The sequence below is a fragment of the Mesorhizobium sp. B263B2A genome (assembly GCF_020165775.1).
In the GTDB taxonomy this organism is placed as follows: Bacteria; Pseudomonadota; Alphaproteobacteria; order Rhizobiales; family Rhizobiaceae; genus Mesorhizobium; species Mesorhizobium opportunistum.
In genome coordinates this window covers 244062-263574 of sequence record NZ_JAIUIU010000001.1, presented here as the reverse complement: position 1 = coordinate 263574, position 19513 = coordinate 244062, and the positions used below count along the sequence as shown (strand labels likewise).

Sequence of the window (19513 nt, the reverse complement as noted above, 5' to 3'; positions counted from 1 at the left end):
ATTGACTTCAGGGAAGTGGACTTGGCTATCTACAGGGAAAAAGACATTTTCGAGCGGCGCAATGCCGCGAACGAGGCAAAGAAAGCGCTTTTGGAGCGCTTCAAGTCAAAGCCGGCGGCGGATGATCCTGCAGTGCTGGCGCGACAGGCCGAACGCAAGGCAATCCTCGAGGCTCGCGAGATACGCGAAGCTGAGAAGGCCAGGCTGAAGCAGGAAAAGCTGGCACGCGAAGCGGTCGAGAAGGCCGAGCGCGAGGCAGCGGCCGAAGCGGCGCGTGTCGCGGCCGAAGAGGCGGCACAGGCTGAAGCGAAGATCAAGGAAGCCGAAGAGAACGAGCGCATCGCCCGTTTGCTGGCCGACGAAGCCGAACGCAAGGCGAAACGCGACGCACGCTATGCGGCACGCAAGCAGCGTACCGGCAGAACGCCTCCAGGCTTCTCGGCTCGCTAACGGCCTTCGCGGTCAAGCTTCGAATTCAGTATCAGGGTCGCCTCGCAGCGGCCCTGAACGCGTTTTCGTGAAGCGACGCTTTAGAGCGCCTTAGGGCAGGACATCCCAACGGCTGTCTTCCTCAGGAGGTCTCTCCCTCGGATCAAGCCGAGGGAAGCGCTTGGACTCGATCAGGCCGCGAACTTCAGCCCCATGATGCCGCAGACGATCAACGCGATGCAGGCGAGCCTGATCGCCGTGGCGGGCTCGCCGAACAGCCAGATGCCGAGCAATGCCGTGCCGACGGTGCCGATGCCGGTCCACACCGCATAGGCTGTGCCGACGGGCAGCGCCTTCAGCGCCAGGCCGAGCAGGGTAAGGCTGACGACCATCGACGCGACCGTCAGCACCGTCGGAACAAGCCTGGTGAATCCATCGGTGTATTTGAGGCCTATCGCCCAGCCGATTTCGAAAAGGCCGGCAAAAAATAGAAAAATCCACGACATCGCAACGCTCCATCCAGCATCGGGCCGGAACGGAATCCGCTCCCGAGATGCTCGATAAATGATGGGCGGGTCGTCCCGACCGGATTTTGGGGGAGGCGCGGGGTCGTCCCCGCACCAGCAATATAAGGTCGTCCAAACGTCCGATCAACGCTCGCCGGCGGCATTGTCCGACGCCGCCGGTCAAATCCCGCCGAGCGGGATGTGCCGAAGCCTACTTTTCCTTGATGCGCATCGCCTTGACCGGCGGCGCCTTCAGGGCGGGCGCGGGCGCGGGCTTCTTGGCGTCCTTCTTCGGTTTGCGGGCTTCCTTGCCTGCCTTCATCGCACCTTTAGCCATGATTCGTTCCTCCAATTGCGGGAAGCCAAGTGAAACAAGAGAAACGCTTTGCCGCAAGGGCCTTGAGTCGGCCGCAGCCGCCGGCTGGCCGCTTTCAACCGCTTTCTAATTTGCTCGTAAACCATGGCGGTCCGTGCCATGGTCATCTTCGCACTGCAGCATCGATCCGCGCTTTCGCTGGATGATTGCCAGGCAGGCCGGTCAGGACGACGATGCGAATCCACATCGGCTGCGAGATGAGCTTCGACTTTCCGCAGGAAACGCCGCTCATCGCGATGCTCAATGTCCACTACTCCCGTGCCTCCGATCTCGAGCGGCCTGACTTTTTGACCTCGAACCCGCCGGTGCCGATCGAGAGCTATCGCGACAGTTTCGGCAATTGGTGCAACCGCTTCGTCGCGCCGCCCGGGCGTTTTACCTTCGGTACCGATGCGGTAATCCGCGATCCCGGTACATTCGAGATGAGCGAGCTGATGGCCTGGCAGCACGAGGTGCGCGACCTGCCGGCGGAGACGCTGCTGTTCCTGCTGCCCAGCCGGTTTTGCGAGAGCGACCTTTTGGCAAGCGAAGCGTGGCGGCTGTTCGGCCATACGCCACCAGGCATCCCGCGCGTGCAGGCGGTGTGCGATTTCGTCCACAATCACATCGTCTTCAACTATGGCAATGCACGGCCGACGCGCACCGCCGCCGAAGCCTATCGCGAGCAGAGCGGCGTGTGCCGCGACTTCGCGCATCTTGCCGTCACCTTCTGCCGGGCGCTCAACATCCCGACGCGCTATTGCACCGGCTACATCAGCGACATCGGCATGCCGAAGCCTTGGGCGAGCATGGATTTCTGCGCCTGGATGGAGGTCTACCTCGGCGGTCGCTGGCATGCTTTCGATCCGCGAAACAATGCGCCGCGCATCGGCCGCATCCTGATCGCCTCCGGCCGCGACGCGGCGGACGTGCCGCTGACCCATATTTTCGGACCGGGCACGCTTGCCGGCTTCAAGGTGTGGACCGACGAGATCGTCGAATAGAAGGTTCCAGCCCTGGAGCCTTCAACGACCTGAACGATCGGGACGGTTCGTGCGTTGTGCTGCCTGTGGAGCTTCGGCGGCGGGGCAGCTACGATGGGTATCCTGAAGGAGACAGCATTGCATGGCCGGGCATGGCGGCTCGAAAACGGTTATCTATGCGGCGCTGGCGGGCAATCTCGCCATCGCGCTGACCAAATTCGCCGCCGCCTTCTTCACCGGCAGTTCGGCGATGCTGTCGGAGGGCGTGCACTCGCTGGTCGACACCGGCAATGGCAGCCTGCTGCTCTATGGCATGCATCGTGCCGCGCGTCCGGCCGACCGCACGCATCCGCTGGGCCACGGCCGCGAACTCTATTTCTGGAGCTTCATCGTCGCTCTCCTGGTCTTCGCTCTGGGTGCCGGCGTGTCGTTCTATGAGGGCATCATCCATATTATGGCGCCAGAACCGGTTGCCAACGTCAAGGTGAACTACATCGTCCTTGGCCTGTCCTTCCTGTTCGAAGGCAGCTCCTGGCTGGTGGCGCTGAAGGAGTTCCGCCGGCAGAAGGGCAGGCAGGAAGGCTGGCTGCAAGCCGTGCAATCGAGCAAGGACCCGAGCGTCTACACCGTGCTGTTCGAGGACAGCGCCGCCCTGCTCGGCCTGATCGTCGCCTTTGCCGGCATCCTGGCGGCGGAATTGCTCGATATGCCGGAACTCGACGGTGCCGCTTCCATCGGCATCGCCCTCATCCTCGGCGCGACGGCGGTCTTCCTGGCTCGCGAAAGCAAGGGCCTGCTCATCGGCGAGCCGGCTTCACCCGAGGTGCAGAAAAGGGTGCTGGCGATCGTCCAGCAGGATTCAGCGGTACAGCGGGCGAACGGCGTTCTGACCGTCCATATGGGACCGGCAGAGATCGTCGCCGCCCTGAGCATCGAGTTCGAGGATCATCTGGCGGCGCCGGAGATCGAGGCGTGCGTGGAGCGCATCGAGAAACGACTGAATACAGAGATGCCGGAGATCACGCGGCTGTTCGTCAAGCCGCAGACCACTGGCACCTGGGAGCAGCGGCGCAAGCTGATCGGTGCCATGTCCGACCCGGCCTTGGACTAGCAAAGCGAAGTTGCCTCGCGGGCTTGCCCCGCTAAGATTGGTCCGAATTGCAGGAGGAACGACGATGAAGATAGACGGCGGATGCCACTGTGGCGCCATCACCTATGAAGCGGAGGTCGACCCGGAAAAGACCTCTATCTGCCATTGCACGGATTGCCAGCAGCTGACCGGCACCGCCTTTCGCGTGACGGTTCCGGCGCCGGAAAACAACTACCGGATCACGCGGGGCACCCCGAAAATCTACATCAAGACCGTGGCGAGCGGCGCCAAGCGCGTCCAGGCCTTTTGCGCAGACTGCGGCTCGCACCTTTACGCCACGTCGGTCGGCGATGGTCCGAAGGTCTATGGAATTCGGGCGGGGACCGCGCGGCAACGTCAGGATCTGGTTCCGACACTGCAGAAATGGCACCGCTCGGCGCTGCACTGGCTGCCTGAATTTCAGGGCATGACCACGGTGGAGGAGCAGTAGCGCCGGGTCCGGCGCTGCGCCTCAATCGTCGCCTTCGACGACCCTCAGCCTGAGCTGCCCGGTCTTCGAATCGGCGACGCGGGGGCCTGCATCGGCCTTCGCGGCCGGTGCGCGTGAGGCTCCGTCCGGGCCGGCATCGCCGTCTGGCTGCGCGCCGAATTCCAGCGCCTCGATCTTCTGGCCGCGCTTGGTGACCTTCGATGTCGAGACCAGGATATCGTCGATGTCCTTGGCCGACTGGCCGAAATGGACCTGCAATTTGCGCACCCGCTCGTCGACCCGCGCGACATCCTCCATCAGCCGGATCACCTCGCCCTGGATCAGATGCGCCTGTTCGCGCATGCGGGCGTCCTTGAGGATGGCCTGGATGACCTGGATCGACAGCATCAGCAGCGACGGCGAAACGATAACGACGCGCGCCCGATGCGCCTTGTGGACAATCGCCTCGAAATTCTCGTGGATCTCGGCGAACACCGATTCCGACGGCACGAACATGAAGGCGGTGTCCTGCGTCTCGCCCTGGATCAGGTATTTTTCCGAGATGTCGCGGACATGGATCTCGATGTCGCGGCGGAAGGCCTGGGCGGCGACCTTCTGCAGGTCGGCGCCATCGGCGGCACGGATGGCGTTCCATGCCTCCAGCGGAAACTTGGCGTCGATCGCCAGCGACGGCGCGCCATTCGGCATTTTCACCAGGCAATCGGGCCGGCTGCCGTTCGACAGCGTTGCCTGGAACTCGTAAGCGCCATGCGGCAGGCCGTCGGCGACGATGGCCTCCATGCGCGACTGGCCGAAGGCGCCGCGCGTCTGCTTGTTGGAGAGGATCGCCTGCAACTGCACGACCTGGCCGGCGAGCGACTGGATGTTGCCCTGCGCGGTGTCGATGACCGCCAGCCGCTCCTGCAGCTTCGCCAGGCTCTCATGCGTGGATTTGGTCTGTTCGGTCATGGTCTGGCCGATGCGGCCGGTCATGGCGTCGAGGCGCTGGCCGATCGATTGCGTCAGCTCTGCCTGGCGCGCGCCGAACACTTCGGCGATGGCGCCCATGCGGCCCTGCATCTCGGCCTGGGATTGCAGAATGCCGGCCATCCGCGCTTCGGCGTCGCGAGCATGGTCGGCGGCTTCGGCAGCCGCCACGGCGCGCGCCTTGGCCGACCGCCACAGCGCGACGACAAGCGCCACGAACAGGCCAAGAAACAGCAATGCGCCGAAAGCCAGCGCGTGGCCAAGCGTGATCGTGGAGGCGCCAAGCCGTGCCACGGGCTCCGAAAGGATGGTGCTCAGGTCATTCATGTGGACAGCATAGCCGATTCGGCCCGACGACACAGATCAAAACGTGAACGAGGCTCAGACGCCCCGGTTGACGCTCTTCGCTGGACGTCTTACGTGGAACGCCATGCCGATCAAGCCGCTCATCATCCTTCCCGACCCCATCCTGCGCCAGGTTTCCAAGCCGGTGGAACGCGTCGACGCGCCGTTGCGCGGATTAGCCGACGACATGCTGGCCACCATGTATGACGCGCCAGGCATCGGGCTGGCCGCGATCCAGATCGGCGAACCCCTGCGCATGCTGGTGATCGATCTCGCCAAGGAAGACGAGACGCCGGCGCCGCATGTCTTCATCAATCCGGAAATCCTGGAAAGCGCCGACGCCCGCTCGGTCTACGAGGAAGGCTGCCTATCCATCCCCGACTATTACGCCGAAGTCGAACGCCCCGCTTCGGTGCGCGTAAAATACCTCGATCGCGACGGCAAGCTGCAGGAGATGGAGGCCGAGGGGCTGATGGCGACCTGCCTGCAGCACGAGATCGACCACCTCAACGGCGTGCTGTTCATCGACCACATCTCGAAGCTGAAGCGCGACATGGTGGTGAAGAAGTTCAAGAAGCTCGCCAAGGACAAGGCGCCGGGCAAACTGGTGGGATAGGGAATGCCCCTTCGCGTCATCTTCATGGGCACGCCTGAGTTTTCGGTGCCGACGTTGCGCGCGCTTGCCGAAGCGGGACACCAGATTGCAGCCGTCTATACCCAGCCGCCGCGCGCCGCCGGACGGCGCGGGCTGGAACTGACGCCGTCGCCGGTGCAGCGCGAGGCTGAGCGGCTGGGCGTCGAGGTGCGCATGCCCGTATCGCTGAAAGGCGAAGCCGAGCAGGCCGCTTTGCATGCCCTGGGGGCGGATATCGCGGTGGTCGTCGCCTATGGGTTGCTACTGCCGAAGGCGGTCCTCGACGCGCCCCGGCTCGGCTGCATCAACGGCCATGCGTCACTGTTGCCGCGGTGGCGGGGCGCGGCTCCCATCCAGCGCGCCATCATGGCGGGCGACCTGGAAACCGGCATGATGGTGATGCGCATGGAAGAGGGCCTGGACACCGGGCCGGTGGGACTGGTTGAAAAATGCGCCATCGAACCCGATATGACGGCCGGCGATCTGCATGATCGGTTGATGAGCATCGGTGCTGCCCTGATGGTGGAAGCGCTGGCGCGGCTGGAAGAGAGCACCCTGAGATTTACCACACAGGCCGTGGATGGGGTGACTTACGCCAGAAAAATCGATAAATCCGAGACGCATGTGGACTGGACGCGGCCGGCGGCCGAGGTCCACAACACCATTCGCGGCCTGTCGCCCTTTCCCGGCGCCTGGTCCGAGATTGACATTGGCGGCCGCCCGGAGCGGCTGAAACTGCTTCGCTCGACGCTGTCCGAAGGCCTGCCGCTTTCGGATGATTTGGGCGAGTCGGGAGGCATTCTCGATGACCGGCTGACGGTAGCCTGCGGAACAGGCGCGGTCAGGCTGGTCGAAGTTCAACGCGCGGGCGGAAGGCCTGCTGCCGCGCCGGAATTCCTGCGCGGGGCCAAGATCGAAAAAGGAATGAAGTTCTCATGAGCATGATGTCGATACGCGCGGCGACGCCGCGGGATCGCGAGGCCATTCGCGACGTCGAGGAACACGCTTTCGGCCAGCAGGCGGAAGCCGGGCTGGTCGATGCGCTGGTGACCGGCGGCGATGCCGTCGTCGAACTGGTGGCGGAGGAAGATGGGCAAGTGGTCGGCCACATCCTGTTTTCCCGGCTGTTCGTCCAAAATGGCGGCAAGAGCTTCGCCGCCGTGGCGCTCGCGCCGCTGGCGGTGGAGCCCTCCTTCCATGGCAGCGGCATTGGCGGCGCGCTGATCCGCGAGGCGCATATCCGCCTCAAGGATACCGGCGAGACGCTGGCCGTGGTGCTGGGCGATCCGGCCTATTACGGCCGTTTCGGCTATAGCCATACGCGGGCCGAAAAGTTCGAGAGCGAATACCAGGGCGAAGCGCTGCAGGCGCTGGCCTGGGGCGACGCTCCGGAAACCGGCAGTCTGATCTATGCTTCCGCCTTCACCGCTCTCGCCGCCTAGGCGAAAGCGTATAGCTGCCCGGCATGCCGCGTTTTCGCCTCGACATCGAATATGACGGCAGCCTTTTCGCCGGCTGGCAGCACCAGGCCGATCAGCCTTCGGTGCAGCAGGCGATCGAAGAGGCGATCGAAAAATTCTGCGGCGAGGCGGTGCGACTGCGCGCCGCCGGCCGCACCGATGCGGGCGTGCACGCCACGGCTCAGGTCGCACATGTCGACCTCGTCAAGGCATGGCCTGGCGACAAGGTGCGCGATGCCGTCAACGCCCATCTGCAGGCGGCGGGCGCACGCGTTGTCATCCTCAAGGCAGGCGTCGTCCCCGACGATTTCGACGCCCGATTCTCGGCCACCGGCCGCCACTATCTCTACCGCATCCTCAACCGACGCGCGCCCTCGGCGCTGGAGAAGGGCAAGGTGTGGTGGGTGCCGAAGCGGCTCGACGCCGGCGCCATGCACGAAGCGGCGAAGATCCTGCTAGGGCGGCACGACTTCACCACCTTCCGCTCGACGCAGTGCCAGGCCAACAGCCCGGTCCGGACGCTGGAGCAGCTCGACGTGAGCAGACAGGGCGACATGATCGAGGTGCGGGCTTCGGCGCGCTCCTTCCTGCACAACCAGGTGCGATCCATGGTCGGTTCGCTCAAGCGCGTCGGCGACGGTAGCTGGAGCGCCGGTGACCTCAAGGCGGCGCTCGAAGCGCGCGACCGCGCCGCTTGCGGCCAGGTGGCGCCGCCCGACGGGCTTTTTCTCATTGGCGTCGATTATCCCGAATAGAGGCGGGACGCTCTATCCGGGATAGGGACGGGGCTCTATCCGGGATAGAGCCCGGAAAGGCTCTGAGCCCCGACATCGTCCGGCACGGCGATGCCGAGCAGCATCTGCAGCCCGAACAGCACCAGCAGCGACGCGATGAACATGCCGACGAAGACGGCGGTGCCGACCGCCGCTCCCTTGCCGATCGTGGCGTTCGTCATGCGCCAGGTCAGCACCATCGACAGGGCAAACAACAGCAGCGATACGAGGCTCGAGACCTGGCTTGCCGACGACAGGAAGAGCCTGATCAGCGCCGACGGCAGCATCAGCCAGGCGGTGATCGCCGAGGCCCAGTTGCTGGCAACGACATAGTGGACGAAACGGCCACCGATACCAGCGCGCGGCGCCACCAGGGCGAGCGCGACCAGCGGCAGCACCCAGGAGCCGATATCGACGGTCGCCAACCGCAGCAGCATGCTGAAGCGACCCGCGAAGGCGTCGGGATCGCCGATCTCGTTGGCGATCCCGACCCAGCCGACGATCAGCGCCGGCGCCGCAACGATGATGGCGAAGAAGGAATTCCAGAACCCGTCGGCCGACAGGTCGAGCAGGCGCAGGCCGTCGACCTTGCCGAGCATCAGCCGCCAGGCGCCAGTCAGCGAAGCTTGGGTTTCGTCCGCCGAAAGCATGCCGCTCAGCCCTGCCCGAACCAGTCTTCGATGAAGCGCTGGTAGATCCGCGTCAGTGTTTCGAGATCGGCAATGGCGACGCGCTCATCGACCATGTGCATGGTCTTGCCGACCAGGCCGAACTCGACCACCGGACAATAGTCCTTGATGAAGCGCGCGTCCGACGTGCCGCCCGAGGTCGACAGCGTCGGCTCCTTGCCAACCGCCGACTTGATCGAGCCGGCAAGCGTTTCGACCAGCCGGTCGTCACGGGTCAGGAAGACGTGGCTCGGACGGTCGCGCCAGACGAGATCGTAGTCGACCGGCGTCTTCTTGCCCGGCCGATATTTCTTGCGGCCGGCCGCCTGGTCGAGGCGGTTGTGGATTTCGGCCTGAAGGGTTTCGGCCGTCCAGGTGTCGTTAAAGCGGATGTTGAAGACAGCGACCGCCTTCGCCGGGATGACGTTGGTGACCGGGTTGCCGACATCTATTGAGGTGACTTCCAGATTGGTCGGCTGGAAATCCCTGGTTCCCTTGTCGAAGACGGGATGCAGCAAGGCGTCGACCAGGCTCATCAGCCCGCGCACCGGATTGTCGGCAAGCTGCGGATAGGCGGCATGGCCCTGGCGGCCATTGACGGTGACGGCGCCCGACATCGAGCCGCGCCGGCCGATCTTGATCATGTCGCCGAGCGCATCCGGGTTGGTCGGCTCGCCGACGATCGAGGCATCCCACTTCTCGCCCCGGGACGCCGCCCATTCGAGCAGCTTGACCGTGCCGTTGATGGCGGGTCCTTCCTCGTCACCGGTGATCAGCAGCGAGACCGAGCCTTTCGGGCCGCCATTTGCCTCGACATGGCGCGCCACGGCGGCGATGAAGCAGGCAATGCCGCCCTTCATGTCGACGGCGCCACGTCCATACATCTCGCCATTGGCGATTTCGGCGGCGAAAGGCGGATGCGTCCAAGCGGCTTCGTCGCCGACCGGCACGACATCGGTATGACCCGCAAACATCAGATGCGGGCCGTTGCCGGAGCGCCTTGCATAGAGGTTCTCGATGTCGGGCGTACCATCCTCGGAAAACACGGGCCGCTCGACCAGGAAGCCGAGCGGTTTCAGCATCGTTTCCAGCGCGCCGAGCGCGCCGCCTTCGGCTGGTGTCACCGAAGCGCAACGGATAAGGGTGGCGAGGTTTGCGGCGGGGTCGGTCGGCAGCGTCATGGCAAAACCGATAGTCGAAAGCTGAGGGCCTGTCACGGCCAGACATAGGGGCCAGCCCAATGGCCTGACAAAGCGCCGACATTATGGTTTTCATGTCGTATAGTCGCGGCCGCGGCGGAACGAAAGAATGACAAACGGCGGGAAGAAGATCGTCATTGCCGGTGCCGGCAGCATCGGCTGCTACGCCGGCGGCTGCCTGGCTCTTGCCGGACGCCAGGTGATCCTGCTGGCCCGGCCGCGCATAGAGACGGCACTGCGCCAGGTCGGATTGCGCGTCAGCGACCTCGAAGGCCGTGATCGCCTGGTCAAGCCGGAGGCGCTCGAGGTCACCGCGGATCCCGCCACCGCCTTACGGCAAGCGGACGTGATCCTGGTGACGGTCAAGAGCGGCGCGACGCAGGAGATGGCCGCCCTCATCAAGGCCCATGCCCGCCCCGATGCCGTCGCGGTCAGCCTGCAGAACGGCGTCGACAACGCCGACAGGCTGCGCGCCGGACTTGACGGACGAACGGTGCTGGCCGGCATGGTGCCGTTCAATGTCGTGCAGTCGCCGGACGGCGAATTGCCGCTGCGCGTCCACCGCGCCAGCGACGGCAAGGTGATGATCGAGGACGGTCTTGCCGGCCTCCTCGATGTCGCCAGTTTTCTGAATGTCGAAGGGCTGGCGGTCGAAACCCATGGCGACATGAAGGCGGTGCTGTGGGGCAAGCTGTTGATGAATTTGAACAACGCGTTGGTGGCGCTTTCCGACCTGCCGCTGGCGCGCGAACTCGCCGATCGCCGCTGGCGGCTGATCCTGGCCGGCCAGATCGACGAAGCGCTGCGGGCGATGAAAGCCTCCGGCATCGAGCCCGCTCGTATCGCCGGCTTGCGGCCGGCGCTGCTGCCGAAGGTGCTCAGGCTGCCGGACTGGCTGTTCAAGCTTTTGGCGCGACGCATGCTGGCGATCGACCCCGAGGCCCGCTCGTCGATGTGGGACGATCTGCGGCGCGGCCGGCCGACGGAGATCGGCGAGCTGCAAGGTGCGGTGCTCGGCCTCGCAGAAAAAACAGGCACACCGGCGCCGCTCTTGAAAAGCGTTACCGCTTTGGTGCGCGCGGCCGAAGCGGCGCGGCTTGGATCGCCGGGCCTGACGCCGGAACAGGTTCTGGCGCCGGGTGGCCCTCGATCAGCGTGATCTTCTGCCAGATCTTGCGTGACAGGTTGGAGCTCAGATTCTCGATGTCGTTGACGCCGTCGATGACCACGGCGTCATTGACCGACTGGGCGAACAGCGCGGCGATCTTGCCGGTGATCGACAGCATTTCCGAGCAATAGTCGAGATAACGTGCCAGATCCGCGGCATTGGTGATGCGGGCTGGCGAGTGCAGGGTGGGCTTGAAATTGGCCGACAGCGCCGCCGGATCCTTGGTCAGCTGATGCATGTCGATGACGTGGATCAGCGAGCGCAGGCCGTGCAGCTGACGAAACACCTGCTTGCGCTTGATGCGTTCCTCGGTGCGGATCAGGGCCAGGAAGCCGAGCACGGCGAGGATCATCATGTTGATCGTGGCTTCGATGCCTTGCACCGACTGCACTGCGTCGTCGGCCTGGGAAATGTGAATGAGTGGCAGGATGGTGCCGACGAACAGGAAGACCAGCGCGCCGGCGACGACGGCGGCGACGATGATGCCGCGCAGCCACCAGATCGGCGCCTCGAGCGCCTTGGCGGCCTTTGCCAGGTCGCGCGACAACGACACCAGTTCGGCGGCGACGCCGCGCAGTCCCGCATCGGGAAAACGGTCGGCGATGCGGCCCTCCAGCCGCTCGGCGGTCTCGACGATCAGTTTCGGATCAAGCGTACGGTAGCGCATGCCCGATCGATCCTCAGGGTTGTTCCGGCTCGTTGGTGCGCCGGCCATAGCGGTTGGGTCCAGGCTGCCCTGGAAACAGGCACAACACAAGGAAGGCGACGATCGAGACGACCGGCACGAACAGGATCAGCGCGGCAATGCCCGGTTTGTCGAGGTCGTGCAGCCGCTTCACCGCCAGCACGATGTTCGACCACAGTGAGGCGATGAAGGCGACGAAGAAGATGAACGACCACATGTTGCTCTCGGCCGAGCCCTCCGGCACCAGCGTGAAACGGTACAGCGGAAACGCCTGGATGATGGCGACGAGCAGCCCGCCAAGAAAATAGGCCGCGCGGCTGACGCGGCCCGATGTCTTGAAGAAAAGCCAGGTGAGATTTGAACTTTCAGGCAAGCGGGTCCGGTCCGTATTGATTGGCACCCTTGGTGCCTTCGAGAATGCCGCACTCCACCAGAAACCAGATCGCGCCGATGAACGGCACCAGGATGATCAGGCTCCACCAACCGGACTTGCCACGATCATGCCAGCGTTTGGCGTAGAAGGCGAAGACCGAATAGAGCATGGCAAGCGAGTAGAGCAAATAGATAAAGCCGTAAGGCATCTGGTTGAACGTCGTGCCCAGTATGTTGTCGAGGATCATCGCGATTACCGCGCCGACGAAAATGATGCCGACGCTGGCCCAGAACTTCGCGCGGTTGATGCGACCCTCATAGCTGGTCAGCAGATATTTCCAGTCCATGTCACCCCTCCATGTCGAACCAGCGCGACCGATTGCCGCGCCGGCGGAAGGTGCGCCCACCCGGCGGAAAGATCAATCGCGCAGCAACTCGTTGATCGAGGTCTTGGACCGGGTCTTGGCGTCGACACGCTTGACGATGACGGCGCAGTAGAGGCTGGGGCCGGGCTCGTTGTTCGGCAACGGCTTGCCGGGCATCGAGCCGGCGACGACGACGGAATTTGGCGGCACCTCGCCGTAGAAGACCTCGCCGGTGGCGCGGTCGACGATCTTGGTCGACTGGCCGATGAAGACGCCCATGCCGAGCACCGAGCCTTCGCGCACGATGCAGCCCTCGACCACTTCCGAGCGCGCGCCGATAAAGCAATTGTCCTCGATGATGGTGGGACCGGCCTGCATCGGCTCCAGCACGCCGCCGATGCCGACGCCGCCGGAAAGATGCACATTCTTGCCGATCTGGGCGCAAGAGCCGACCCCGACCCAGGTATCGACCATCGTGCCGGTATCGATATAGGCGCCGACATTGACGAAGGACGGCATCAGCACCGCGCCCGGGGCGACATAGGCGGAGCGGCGCACGATCGATCCCGGCACGGCGCGGAAGCCCGCCTTCTCGAAGTCGACGGCGCTCCAGCCGTCGAACTTGGACGCCACCTTGTCCCACCACACAGCCTGGCCCGGGCCGCCCTTGATGATTTCCATCGGGTTGAGCCGGAAGGAGAGCAGCACCGCCTTCTTCAGCCACTGGTTGACGTGCCACTTGCCGTCGTCCTGCCGCTCGGCGACGCGCACCGTGCCGCGGTCGAGCAGGTCGAGCGCCGACTGGATGGCATCGCGCGTCTCGCCACGGGTCGCGGTCGAAATCGTGTCGCGCTCCTCGAAGGCCTTCTCGATGGTCTTTTCGAGGCTTGCCAGATCGGGCTTCGACATGATTTCGCTCCATTACCAAGCTGTTAAGGGCCTGAGCCTTAACCTGTTTAAAAGTCGCGCGGACCCTATGTTAAGGCTGTATGAGGGTCAATCGCGTGTGCGTCACGGGACGGCGCAGTTAAGGGAATTGGACGGTGGATTCGATGACTCCCATGGAAAAGGCGGGATGGACGCCGCTGCCGCATTCGGACGAGGATCTGGAGCGGTCGAGAAGCGTGCCGGACACGCCGCAGACGCGGGCCGAGACCTACCGGCTGGCCTGGAACGATCCCGAGTTCATGACGCGGCGCGAATTGCGCGCGGTCCGGCTGCAGCTTGAACTCCTGAAGCCGGAAATGATCCTGGCCGAGCGCGGTATCCATTCCACGGTGATCCTGTTCGGCGGCGCGCGTTTGCCCGAGCCCGGCGGCGAAGCCTGGGCGGCCAAGAACGAGACGCAGAAAAAGAACCTCGAGGAAAACAGCAAATATTACGAGGAGGCGCGCAAGTTCGCCCGTCTCTGCTCGCAGCAGTCGGCGACTTCATACTACCGCGAATATGTCGTGGTGACCGGCGGCGGACCAGGTGTGATGGAAGCCGGCAACCGCGGCGCCGACGATGTCGGCGCGCCGTCGATCGGGCTCAACATCGTCTTGCCGCATGAGCAGGCGCCGAACGCCTATGTGACGCCGGAGCTGTGCTTCAACTTCCATTATTTCGCCATCCGCAAGATGCACTTCGTCATGCGCGCCAAGGCGGTGGCGGTGTTTCCCGGCGGCTTCGGCACGATGGACGAATTCTTCGAAACGCTGACCCTGATCCAGACCGGACGCATGGAACGCGTGCCGGTGATCCTGTTCGGCAAGTCGTTCTGGAAAAGGGCGATCGATCTCGATTTCCTCGCCGAACAGGGCACGATCAGCCCCGGCGACCAGGACATCATCGATTTCGTCGACACCGCCGACGAGGCGTGGGGGATTATCAGCCGGTTCTACAAGCTGGGGGAGTAGGCTGGGAATTGGGGAACTGAAGAACTGAAGGAAAAAAGGGAGCCGGATCGTTCCCCAGTTCTTCAATTCCCCAGTTCTTCAACTCCTCAGTTCTTCAACTCCTCTACCCCTTCCACAATCGCCGTGAGAAACGTCGCCAGATCGTCGGTGACGAAGTCGACGTCGTCCTCTTGCGCGGGGTCGCGCTCCCATATTTCGGAGAAGGTCGGCTCGAAATTGCGCGGCACCACCAGGACGGTGGTCATGCCCAGTGATTTCGGCACGGAAAGGTTGCGGGCGAGATCCTCGAACATCACCGCATTGTGGCCGGTGACGGCGTGCAGTTCGGCGAACTTCTCGTAGGTCTGGCGCGCCGGCTTGGGATTGAGGTCGGCGGCGATGATATCGAAGATGTCGTCGAAATGGTCGAGGATGCCGAGTTGGCGCGCGGTGCGCTCGGCGTGCCTGCGGTCGCCATTGGTGAAGATGAATTTGCGGCCGGGAAGCTGCCGGATGGCGGTGCCGAGAACGGGGTCGGGCACCAGCCACGAATAGTCGATGTCGTGGACCTTCTCGAGGAAATCGTCGGGGTCGATGCGGTGGCGCGTCATCAGTCCGTTCAGCGTCGTGCCATATTCGAGATAAAGCTCCTTCTGCAGCTTGCGTGCCTCGTCGCGCGGCAGCGCCAGCAACTCGCCGATATAGGCGGTCATCTTGACGTCGATCTGCGAGAACAGATTCGAATGGTGCGGATAGAGCGTGTTGTCGAGATCGAACACCCAGTCGGTGACATGAGCGAAGCGGGCGGGATCGGGGAGCGTGGTCATGTGCCCCTTATGGCATGAAACGCGGATTCCGAAAGGCACTTTATCCACAACTTCCGCGCGACCAAAGTGGCAAAAATGGGCTCACGATTCAAATTTTAAGCATCCGGGAAAGGTGGCCTTCAGGGCTTGCTGGCACAGAGACAGTCCTGTGGGAGCCAGCGATGAACACCATAATTCTGAAGTCCGCCGCTATCGCTTTCGCCTCCGTCGCCATCTCTCTCCTGCTGACCCTGATCATCGTTCCGGCCATGGGATTTCCGATGAGCCGGACGATCTGGCTGACCTCGACTGTTTGTCCGCTGGTACTCGCCTGGGTTGCTTGTGCCAGCACCTTCTGGCAGAGCGACAGGCTGAAAAACGCGCATCGCGAACTTGCCCGGGCGCACGCCCAGCTCGCCGCCGCTCATCGCCGCCTGGCGGAAAAGGCAAGCCGCGACGACATGACCGGCATGCTCAACCGGGAGAGCTTCTTCGCCGCGCTGGATGGCTCCCGACGCAAGTCCGATCGCGGCGCGCTGCTGATCATCGACGCCGACCATTTCAAGAAGATCAACGACAGTTTCGGTCACCTGACCGGTGACGATGCGCTGCTGCTGATCGCCAGCGCGATCGAACGGGGCGTGCGCCACGGCGACGTGCTCGGCCGCATCGGCGGCGAGGAGTTCGGCGCGTTCCTGGTCGGAGCCACCGAGCAGGAGGCCAAGCGCGTCGCCGAGCGCATTCGCCGCGAGGTCGAGCTGATCCGCTTCCGGCCCGTCGACGAACGGACCATTCCGCTGACCGTCAGCATCGGCGGCACCGTCTGCGGCGAGGAAGCCAATGTATCGGAGCTGATGCGCGCCGCCGACCGGCGCCTCTATCAAGCCAAGCACGCGGGCCGCAACCTGTCGGTCCTCGATACGGATATCTCTGCCGCCGCATAAGCCGCCGGCGAATGGCCGGGAGACCGGGCCCATGGGCCACTCAAGCCAGCGCCGCCGTTAAGAGATTTCTAACTTTGTTTGCAGCCGGCCGCACCATTATCCGGTTTGAAACGGCTTCACGGTTAGGTTTGGCACGAAACAAGCTTCTTCCCCGATGCATGTCCCGTTCCGGGAACGCCATGCGCAGCCGAGGCTCCCATCGAGAGACCAGTCATGAGTTTCTTCAAAGAAATGTCGCGCCGCACGATCATGCAGGCGCTGATCGCAATGCCTGCCCTGTCCCTGTTCCGCAAATCGCCTGACGCCGACGCCGCCAATCCCGGTGCATCCCGGGTCGATGCACTGGCTGACCCGAACGAAATCGTCGAGGCCAATGGCTGGATCCTGAAGCGGAGCGATCTGGCATGATCTTCGACAGTTACGAGGCGTATCGCGCCGCCAATTTCAAACCCAAGGTCTGCATCCTCGGTTCCGGCCCTGCCGGCACCACCATTGCCCGCAAGCTCGGTGCCGCCGGCATTCCGGTCGTGGTGCTGGAAGCCGGCGCGCGGGATTTCAGCGACGAATCCCAGGATTTCTACCGCGGCACCACCGTCGGCGATTTCTATTTCGACCTCGACATCACCCGGCTGCGGTTCATGGGCGGCAGCTCCAACCACTGGGCCGGATGGTGCCGTGTGCTCGACAAGCAGGATTTCGAGCCGAAAGCCTGGGCACCCGACACCGGCTGGCCGATCCGCCGCGCCGATATCGAGCCCTACCTGAACGAGGTGCACGACATCCTTGACCTTCCCGATTTCCGGCCGGATGTGCCGATATCGGACGACATTCGCTGGGTACAGCTGATCAAGAGCCCGGCGGTGCGTTTCGCCGAGAAATTCGGCGACGAACTCGACAAGAGCGGCAACATCGCCATCGTGCTCAACACCTATGCCACCGAACTTGCCGGCGACGGCAAACGGGTGACCGGTGCCAGGCTGTGGTCCGACGGCCAGGATGCCGGCTTCTTCAGCGCTGATTATTTCATTGTCTGCACCGGCGGGCTGGAGAATTCACGGCTGCTTTTGTGGTCGAACCGGCGCTCGAACGGCGGCGTGGTGCCGAATGCGGCGGCGCTCGGCCGTTACTGGATGGAGCACCCGACCTTCGAGGGCGGCAATGCCATCCTGGCCGACTACGGCGCGTTCGAGGTCGATGCCGTCAACGAGGCCTTCTTCTCGCCGACGCTCGCCGCGATGGAGCGCCTGCAGATCATGAATTTCGGCATCCGGCTGATCGAGACGCCGTATCCGGGGGTCAAGAGCCTGATCGCCGATCTTGCCTGCACGGCGCCCAACATGGCGGAATGGATGTCCTCCAAGCTGAGCCAGAACCTGCGCTGCGCGGCCCAGCTCTATGTCGCCTGGGAACAGGCGCCGCGGGCCTCCAACCAGATCGAACTGTCGAAGACCGATGTCGACCACGCCGGCGTGCCGCGCATCGAACTGCACTGGAAGAAATCGGACCTGGAACGCCGTACCCTTCTCGAGGGGCTTAGGCTGTTCGGCACCACGCTGATCGAGAAGAATCTCGGCCGGGTGCGCATCGCCGACTGGATCGCCAATGGTCAGGACTATCCGACCAACGACGAGACGGCAGGCCACCACCATATGGGCGGCACGCGCATGGGCACCGACGTCACCAAGAGCGTGGTCGACGCCAACTGCAAGGTGCATGGCATGGACAATCTCTATGTCGGCGGCTCTTCGGTGTTCTGCACGTCGGGGCAAGCCAACCCGACAACGACGATCACCGCGCTGGCCTGCCGGCTGGGTGAGCATTTGGCCAAGGTGGTTGCCGTCTGAGCTCCCTTGCAATCTCTGCCGGCGCTGAAGACGGCGCCGGCAAAGCTTGGTATCGGCTCAAAAACCGTAGATGGCGATGCGCACCAGCACCGCTGCGGCGGCCAGGGATACGAGCAGAATGCCGAGGCCGATGGGAGAGCCCCAGCCATACCATTCCATTGCAAGCTTGGCGTATTTGAACTCCTCATCATGAGAGAGAGGCGCGCGCTGTTGAATCAAGCTCATTTTTCACTCCTTGTCGGCGGCAGGCTCTTGCCATGTCTTCGGCGCAGCCGCATATTGCTGCGATAGTCTAAATGTTAGACAGATTGATAGTTAGATGGTCGAAATAAATTCGTCAAGTGGAAATCGCAAGGCAATGACGGCCGAGATCGGCCTTGCCATCATGCAGTGGCAGGACGCGACGCAGGCTTATGACGAAGCGGTCGGGGTAAAGCTCGGGCTGAACATGGCCGAGCGCCATTGCCTCGGACTGCTTTACGGCGGACCGCAATCGGCCGGCGCGATCGCAACCGCGACCGGGCTCACCCCGGCCGCGGTGACGGCGCTGATCGACCGGCTGGAAGCGCGTGGCCTGCTGACACGCACGCGCAGCCTCGAGGACAGGCGCAAGGTGGTGGTCGAGGCAACCGAGGCGACGCGGGATCTGTCGGCACGCTATTACGGCGCCATCGCGCGGGAAGGCGAAAAGGTCATAGCCGCCTTCAGCGACGCCGAACTTGCCACAATATCGCGCTTCGTCAACGCCGCGCTCGACCTGCAGCGCGACCAGCTTGCGCGGCTGAAGGCCGAGGGGCCGGTCATTCCCAGGCGATAGGGGCCATGTGTTCGCCGGCGTTACCGCGAACGCCGGCAGGGAGCCGGACTATTTCGGCTGGACCCCATAGGCGACAAGAAACGCCTCCACCGAGGCATCCGCGTGCCGTTCAAGTTCGGCCTTGGAGCGCGGATTGCTTCCCGTGAACATAGCTTCATTCATGGGAATCCAAAGAAGCATTCCAAACAAATGGCTGGCTGCCAGACGGGGATCACTGGTTTGCATCAGTCCTCGATCGGTGAGTTTTTGAAAGCAGGACGCCGTTGAGGCAAGCATGCGCTCAAAACCTTTTTCGTACCAGCTGCGGCCAAGTTGCGGCATTCGATCCGCGTTGGCGATAATCAGGCGCCGCAGCTTCAACAACTCTTCATCCAGGAGCATCGTTACCAAACGTCGAGCAAGCTGCTGCAGGCCGCCCTCCATGAATTTCGCCTCGGAAAGCAGTGTCGTCACGGACTCTATGACATCGTTGACCTGGGTAGCGGTTGATAGGACGACTTCGCCGAAAAGCGTCTCTTTGTCCGTGAAATGCTTGTAGATGGTCTGCTTGGAAGCTCCCGCCCTTGTGGCGATTTCCTCCATGCTGGTTCCATCATAGCCCTTGCCGATGAACGCCGCCGTGGCCGCCTGGATGATTTCACGATCCTTGCGTGCCGATCTGGTCTCACCTTCGATTTCCATTGGCGCCTCTCGACCGGTACTAGACGGTACCGTTCCCGTATGATAGCTCTGAAACG

26 protein-coding genes are annotated in these 19513 nt (G+C 63.5%); 14 read left to right on the top strand and 12 right to left on the bottom strand.

The features are described from left to right. The first annotated feature begins 21 nt into the window (after positions 1 to 21). Positions 22 to 450: a DUF6481 family protein gene (locus LB568_RS01285; protein ID WP_013891840.1), complete on the top strand. Its 429-nt coding sequence runs from the start codon at positions 22 to 24 to the stop codon at positions 448 to 450. A 170-nt stretch (positions 451 to 620) separates the two neighbouring features. Here LB568_RS01285 and sugE read toward each other — a convergent pair whose 3' ends face one another. After that, a complete protein-coding gene (gene sugE / locus LB568_RS01280; RefSeq protein WP_013891841.1) occupies positions 621 to 935 on the bottom strand; it encodes a quaternary ammonium compound efflux SMR transporter SugE in 315 nt (104 codons plus the stop codon). 211 nt (positions 936 to 1146) lie between these two features. Beyond that, positions 1147 to 1272 carry a hypothetical protein gene (locus tag LB568_RS33425; RefSeq protein ID WP_013891842.1) on the bottom strand — a complete coding sequence of 42 codons (126 nt, stop codon included), beginning with the start codon at positions 1270 to 1272 and terminating at the stop codon, positions 1147 to 1149. A gap of 212 nt (positions 1273 to 1484) precedes the next feature. Between LB568_RS33425 and LB568_RS01275 the strand changes: the two genes are divergently transcribed. From LB568_RS01275 to LB568_RS01265, 3 genes are all read left to right on the top strand, one after another. Beyond that, a complete protein-coding gene (locus tag LB568_RS01275) occupies positions 1485 to 2294 on the top strand; it encodes a transglutaminase-like domain-containing protein (protein ID WP_224728807.1) in 810 nt (269 codons plus the stop codon). Between the two features lie 121 nt (positions 2295 to 2415). Next, positions 2416 to 3384: a cation diffusion facilitator family transporter gene (locus LB568_RS01270; RefSeq protein ID WP_013891844.1), complete on the top strand. Its 969-nt coding sequence runs from the start codon at positions 2416 to 2418 to the stop codon at positions 3382 to 3384. A gap of 64 nt (positions 3385 to 3448) precedes the next feature. Beyond that, positions 3449 to 3853, top strand: coding sequence for a GFA family protein (locus LB568_RS01265; RefSeq protein ID WP_013891845.1), 405 nt, complete (start codon positions 3449 to 3451; stop codon positions 3851 to 3853). Between the two features lie 21 nt (positions 3854 to 3874). Here LB568_RS01265 and LB568_RS01260 read toward each other — a convergent pair whose 3' ends face one another. Next, a complete protein-coding gene (locus LB568_RS01260) occupies positions 3875 to 5146 on the bottom strand; it encodes a DNA recombination protein RmuC (RefSeq protein WP_013891846.1) in 1272 nt (423 codons plus the stop codon). Between the two features lie 103 nt (positions 5147 to 5249). Between LB568_RS01260 and def the strand changes: the two genes are divergently transcribed. The 4 genes from def to truA are packed head-to-tail and all read left to right on the top strand — an operon-like array spanning position 5250 to position 8013. Continuing rightward, positions 5250 to 5780 (top strand): peptide deformylase, encoded by a 531-nt coding sequence (gene def, locus LB568_RS01255; protein ID WP_013891847.1) that lies wholly within the window; start codon positions 5250 to 5252, stop codon positions 5778 to 5780. Between the two features lie 3 nt (positions 5781 to 5783). Beyond that, a complete protein-coding gene (gene fmt / locus LB568_RS01250; RefSeq protein WP_013891848.1) occupies positions 5784 to 6737 on the top strand; it encodes a methionyl-tRNA formyltransferase in 954 nt (317 codons plus the stop codon). Beyond that, on the top strand, positions 6734 to 7240 hold the full coding sequence (locus LB568_RS01245; RefSeq protein ID WP_013891849.1) for a GNAT family N-acetyltransferase: 507 nt from the start codon (positions 6734 to 6736) through the stop codon (positions 7238 to 7240). The genes fmt and LB568_RS01245 overlap by 4 nt, the downstream gene beginning before the upstream one ends. 23 nt (positions 7241 to 7263) lie before the next feature. Beyond that, positions 7264 to 8013 carry a tRNA pseudouridine(38-40) synthase TruA gene (truA, locus tag LB568_RS01240; protein WP_224728806.1) on the top strand — a complete coding sequence of 250 codons (750 nt, stop codon included), beginning with the start codon at positions 7264 to 7266 and terminating at the stop codon, positions 8011 to 8013. 35 nt (positions 8014 to 8048) lie between these two features. Here truA and LB568_RS01235 read toward each other — a convergent pair whose 3' ends face one another. Together LB568_RS01235 and dapE are read right to left on the bottom strand one after the other, a co-directional pair. Further along, positions 8049 to 8681, bottom strand: coding sequence for a hypothetical protein (locus tag LB568_RS01235; protein ID WP_013891851.1), 633 nt, complete (start codon positions 8679 to 8681; stop codon positions 8049 to 8051). A gap of 5 nt (positions 8682 to 8686) precedes the next feature. Then, positions 8687 to 9880, bottom strand: a complete 1194-nt coding sequence (dapE, locus tag LB568_RS01230; RefSeq protein WP_224728805.1) for a succinyl-diaminopimelate desuccinylase — start codon at positions 9878 to 9880, stop codon at positions 8687 to 8689. 127 nt (positions 9881 to 10007) lie between these two features. Between dapE and LB568_RS01225 the strand changes: the two genes are divergently transcribed. Then, the gene (locus tag LB568_RS01225; RefSeq protein ID WP_224728804.1) at positions 10008 to 11057 is read left to right on the top strand and encodes a 2-dehydropantoate 2-reductase; all 1050 of its coding nucleotides are present in this window, start codon (positions 10008 to 10010) and stop codon (positions 11055 to 11057) included. Here the strand turns inward: LB568_RS01225 and LB568_RS01220 are convergent. The 4 genes from LB568_RS01220 to dapD all read right to left on the bottom strand — a co-directional run bounded on the left by LB568_RS01220 (position 10960) and on the right by dapD (position 13397). Next, a complete protein-coding gene (locus tag LB568_RS01220) occupies positions 10960 to 11733 on the bottom strand; it encodes a hypothetical protein (protein WP_140575271.1) in 774 nt (257 codons plus the stop codon). The genes LB568_RS01225 and LB568_RS01220 overlap by 98 nt on opposite strands. 13 nt (positions 11734 to 11746) lie before the next feature. After that, positions 11747 to 12124 carry a DUF805 domain-containing protein gene (locus tag LB568_RS01215; RefSeq protein WP_013891855.1) on the bottom strand — a complete coding sequence of 126 codons (378 nt, stop codon included), beginning with the start codon at positions 12122 to 12124 and terminating at the stop codon, positions 11747 to 11749. After that, positions 12117 to 12470, bottom strand: coding sequence for a DUF805 domain-containing protein (locus LB568_RS01210; protein WP_140780654.1), 354 nt, complete (start codon positions 12468 to 12470; stop codon positions 12117 to 12119). Before LB568_RS01210 ends, LB568_RS01215 begins: the two co-directional genes overlap by 8 nt. Before the next feature lie 72 nt (positions 12471 to 12542). Next, on the bottom strand, positions 12543 to 13397 hold the full coding sequence (gene dapD, locus LB568_RS01205; protein WP_013891857.1) for a 2,3,4,5-tetrahydropyridine-2,6-dicarboxylate N-succinyltransferase: 855 nt from the start codon (positions 13395 to 13397) through the stop codon (positions 12543 to 12545). A gap of 143 nt (positions 13398 to 13540) precedes the next feature. Here dapD and LB568_RS01200 point away from each other — a divergent pair, with 143 nt between their 5' ends. Next, positions 13541 to 14386, top strand: a complete 846-nt coding sequence (locus LB568_RS01200; protein WP_013891858.1) for an LOG family protein — start codon at positions 13541 to 13543, stop codon at positions 14384 to 14386. Between the two features lie 86 nt (positions 14387 to 14472). Here the strand turns inward: LB568_RS01200 and LB568_RS01195 are convergent, their stop codons facing one another. After that, positions 14473 to 15192 carry a pyrimidine 5'-nucleotidase gene (locus LB568_RS01195; protein ID WP_224728803.1) on the bottom strand — a complete coding sequence of 240 codons (720 nt, stop codon included), beginning with the start codon at positions 15190 to 15192 and terminating at the stop codon, positions 14473 to 14475. Between the two features lie 161 nt (positions 15193 to 15353). Here LB568_RS01195 and LB568_RS01190 point away from each other — a divergent pair, with 161 nt between their 5' ends. The 3 genes from LB568_RS01190 (at position 15354) to LB568_RS01180 (ending at position 17959) form a co-directional block, all read left to right on the top strand. After that, positions 15354 to 16115 (top strand): GGDEF domain-containing protein, encoded by a 762-nt coding sequence (locus tag LB568_RS01190; RefSeq protein WP_023765460.1) that lies wholly within the window; start codon positions 15354 to 15356, stop codon positions 16113 to 16115. 213 nt (positions 16116 to 16328) lie between these two features. Next, complete coding sequence (locus LB568_RS01185) at positions 16329 to 16523, top strand: hypothetical protein (protein ID WP_224728802.1); 195 nt, start codon at positions 16329 to 16331, stop codon at positions 16521 to 16523. Beyond that, on the top strand, positions 16520 to 17959 hold the full coding sequence (locus LB568_RS01180; RefSeq protein WP_224728801.1) for a GMC oxidoreductase: 1440 nt from the start codon (positions 16520 to 16522) through the stop codon (positions 17957 to 17959). Before LB568_RS01185 ends, LB568_RS01180 begins: the two co-directional genes overlap by 4 nt. Positions 17960 to 18016: 57 nt before the next feature. On the opposite strand, the gene LB568_RS01175 is transcribed toward LB568_RS01180, so the two are convergent. Continuing rightward, on the bottom strand, positions 18017 to 18184 hold the full coding sequence (locus LB568_RS01175; protein ID WP_013891863.1) for a hypothetical protein: 168 nt from the start codon (positions 18182 to 18184) through the stop codon (positions 18017 to 18019). A 94-nt stretch (positions 18185 to 18278) separates the two neighbouring features. Between LB568_RS01175 and LB568_RS01170 the strand changes: the two genes are divergently transcribed. Beyond that, on the top strand, positions 18279 to 18776 hold the full coding sequence (locus tag LB568_RS01170) for a MarR family winged helix-turn-helix transcriptional regulator (RefSeq protein WP_224728800.1): 498 nt from the start codon (positions 18279 to 18281) through the stop codon (positions 18774 to 18776). Between the two features lie 48 nt (positions 18777 to 18824). Here LB568_RS01170 and LB568_RS01165 read toward each other — a convergent pair whose 3' ends face one another. Further along, positions 18825 to 19457 carry a TetR/AcrR family transcriptional regulator gene (locus tag LB568_RS01165; protein WP_013891865.1) on the bottom strand — a complete coding sequence of 211 codons (633 nt, stop codon included), beginning with the start codon at positions 19455 to 19457 and terminating at the stop codon, positions 18825 to 18827. Between the last annotated feature and the right edge of the window lie 56 nt (positions 19458 to 19513).

What these genes read in the sequence shown, in the direction of transcription:
- LB568_RS01170 (WP_224728800.1), top strand. Translation starts at nt 18,279, where the DNA reads ATGGTCGAAATAAATTCGTCAAGTGGAAATCGCAAGGCAATGACGGCC.
- LB568_RS01275 (WP_224728807.1), top strand. Translation starts at nt 1,485, where the DNA reads ATGCGAATCCACATCGGCTGCGAGATGAGCTTCGACTTTCCGCAGGAA.
- dapE (WP_224728805.1), bottom strand. Translation starts at nt 9,880, where the DNA reads ATGACGCTGCCGACCGACCCCGCCGCAAACCTCGCCACCCTTATCCGT.
- fmt (WP_013891848.1), top strand. Translation starts at nt 5,784, where the DNA reads ATGCCCCTTCGCGTCATCTTCATGGGCACGCCTGAGTTTTCGGTGCCG.
- LB568_RS33425 (WP_013891842.1), bottom strand. Translation starts at nt 1,272, where the DNA reads ATGGCTAAAGGTGCGATGAAGGCAGGCAAGGAAGCCCGCAAACCGAAG.
- LB568_RS01180 (WP_224728801.1), top strand. Translation starts at nt 16,520, where the DNA reads ATGATCTTCGACAGTTACGAGGCGTATCGCGCCGCCAATTTCAAACCC.
- LB568_RS01175 (WP_013891863.1), bottom strand. Translation starts at nt 18,184, where the DNA reads ATGAGCTTGATTCAACAGCGCGCGCCTCTCTCTCATGATGAGGAGTTC.
- LB568_RS01195 (WP_224728803.1), bottom strand. Translation starts at nt 15,192, where the DNA reads ATGACCACGCTCCCCGATCCCGCCCGCTTCGCTCATGTCACCGACTGG.
- LB568_RS01165 (WP_013891865.1), bottom strand. Translation starts at nt 19,457, where the DNA reads ATGGAAATCGAAGGTGAGACCAGATCGGCACGCAAGGATCGTGAAATC.
- LB568_RS01235 (WP_013891851.1), bottom strand. Translation starts at nt 8,681, where the DNA reads ATGCTTTCGGCGGACGAAACCCAAGCTTCGCTGACTGGCGCCTGGCGG.
- LB568_RS01260 (WP_013891846.1), bottom strand. Translation starts at nt 5,146, where the DNA reads ATGAATGACCTGAGCACCATCCTTTCGGAGCCCGTGGCACGGCTTGGC.
- truA (WP_224728806.1), top strand. Translation starts at nt 7,264, where the DNA reads ATGCCGCGTTTTCGCCTCGACATCGAATATGACGGCAGCCTTTTCGCC.
- LB568_RS01270 (WP_013891844.1), top strand. Translation starts at nt 2,416, where the DNA reads ATGGCCGGGCATGGCGGCTCGAAAACGGTTATCTATGCGGCGCTGGCG.
- LB568_RS01185 (WP_224728802.1), top strand. Translation starts at nt 16,329, where the DNA reads ATGAGTTTCTTCAAAGAAATGTCGCGCCGCACGATCATGCAGGCGCTG.
- LB568_RS01220 (WP_140575271.1), bottom strand. Translation starts at nt 11,733, where the DNA reads ATGCGCTACCGTACGCTTGATCCGAAACTGATCGTCGAGACCGCCGAG.
- LB568_RS01245 (WP_013891849.1), top strand. Translation starts at nt 6,734, where the DNA reads ATGAGCATGATGTCGATACGCGCGGCGACGCCGCGGGATCGCGAGGCC.
- LB568_RS01200 (WP_013891858.1), top strand. Translation starts at nt 13,541, where the DNA reads ATGACTCCCATGGAAAAGGCGGGATGGACGCCGCTGCCGCATTCGGAC.
- def (WP_013891847.1), top strand. Translation starts at nt 5,250, where the DNA reads ATGCCGATCAAGCCGCTCATCATCCTTCCCGACCCCATCCTGCGCCAG.
- sugE (WP_013891841.1), bottom strand. Translation starts at nt 935, where the DNA reads ATGTCGTGGATTTTTCTATTTTTTGCCGGCCTTTTCGAAATCGGCTGG.
- LB568_RS01190 (WP_023765460.1), top strand. Translation starts at nt 15,354, where the DNA reads ATGAACACCATAATTCTGAAGTCCGCCGCTATCGCTTTCGCCTCCGTC.
- LB568_RS01265 (WP_013891845.1), top strand. Translation starts at nt 3,449, where the DNA reads ATGAAGATAGACGGCGGATGCCACTGTGGCGCCATCACCTATGAAGCG.
- LB568_RS01225 (WP_224728804.1), top strand. Translation starts at nt 10,008, where the DNA reads ATGACAAACGGCGGGAAGAAGATCGTCATTGCCGGTGCCGGCAGCATC.
- LB568_RS01210 (WP_140780654.1), bottom strand. Translation starts at nt 12,470, where the DNA reads ATGGACTGGAAATATCTGCTGACCAGCTATGAGGGTCGCATCAACCGC.
- dapD (WP_013891857.1), bottom strand. Translation starts at nt 13,397, where the DNA reads ATGTCGAAGCCCGATCTGGCAAGCCTCGAAAAGACCATCGAGAAGGCC.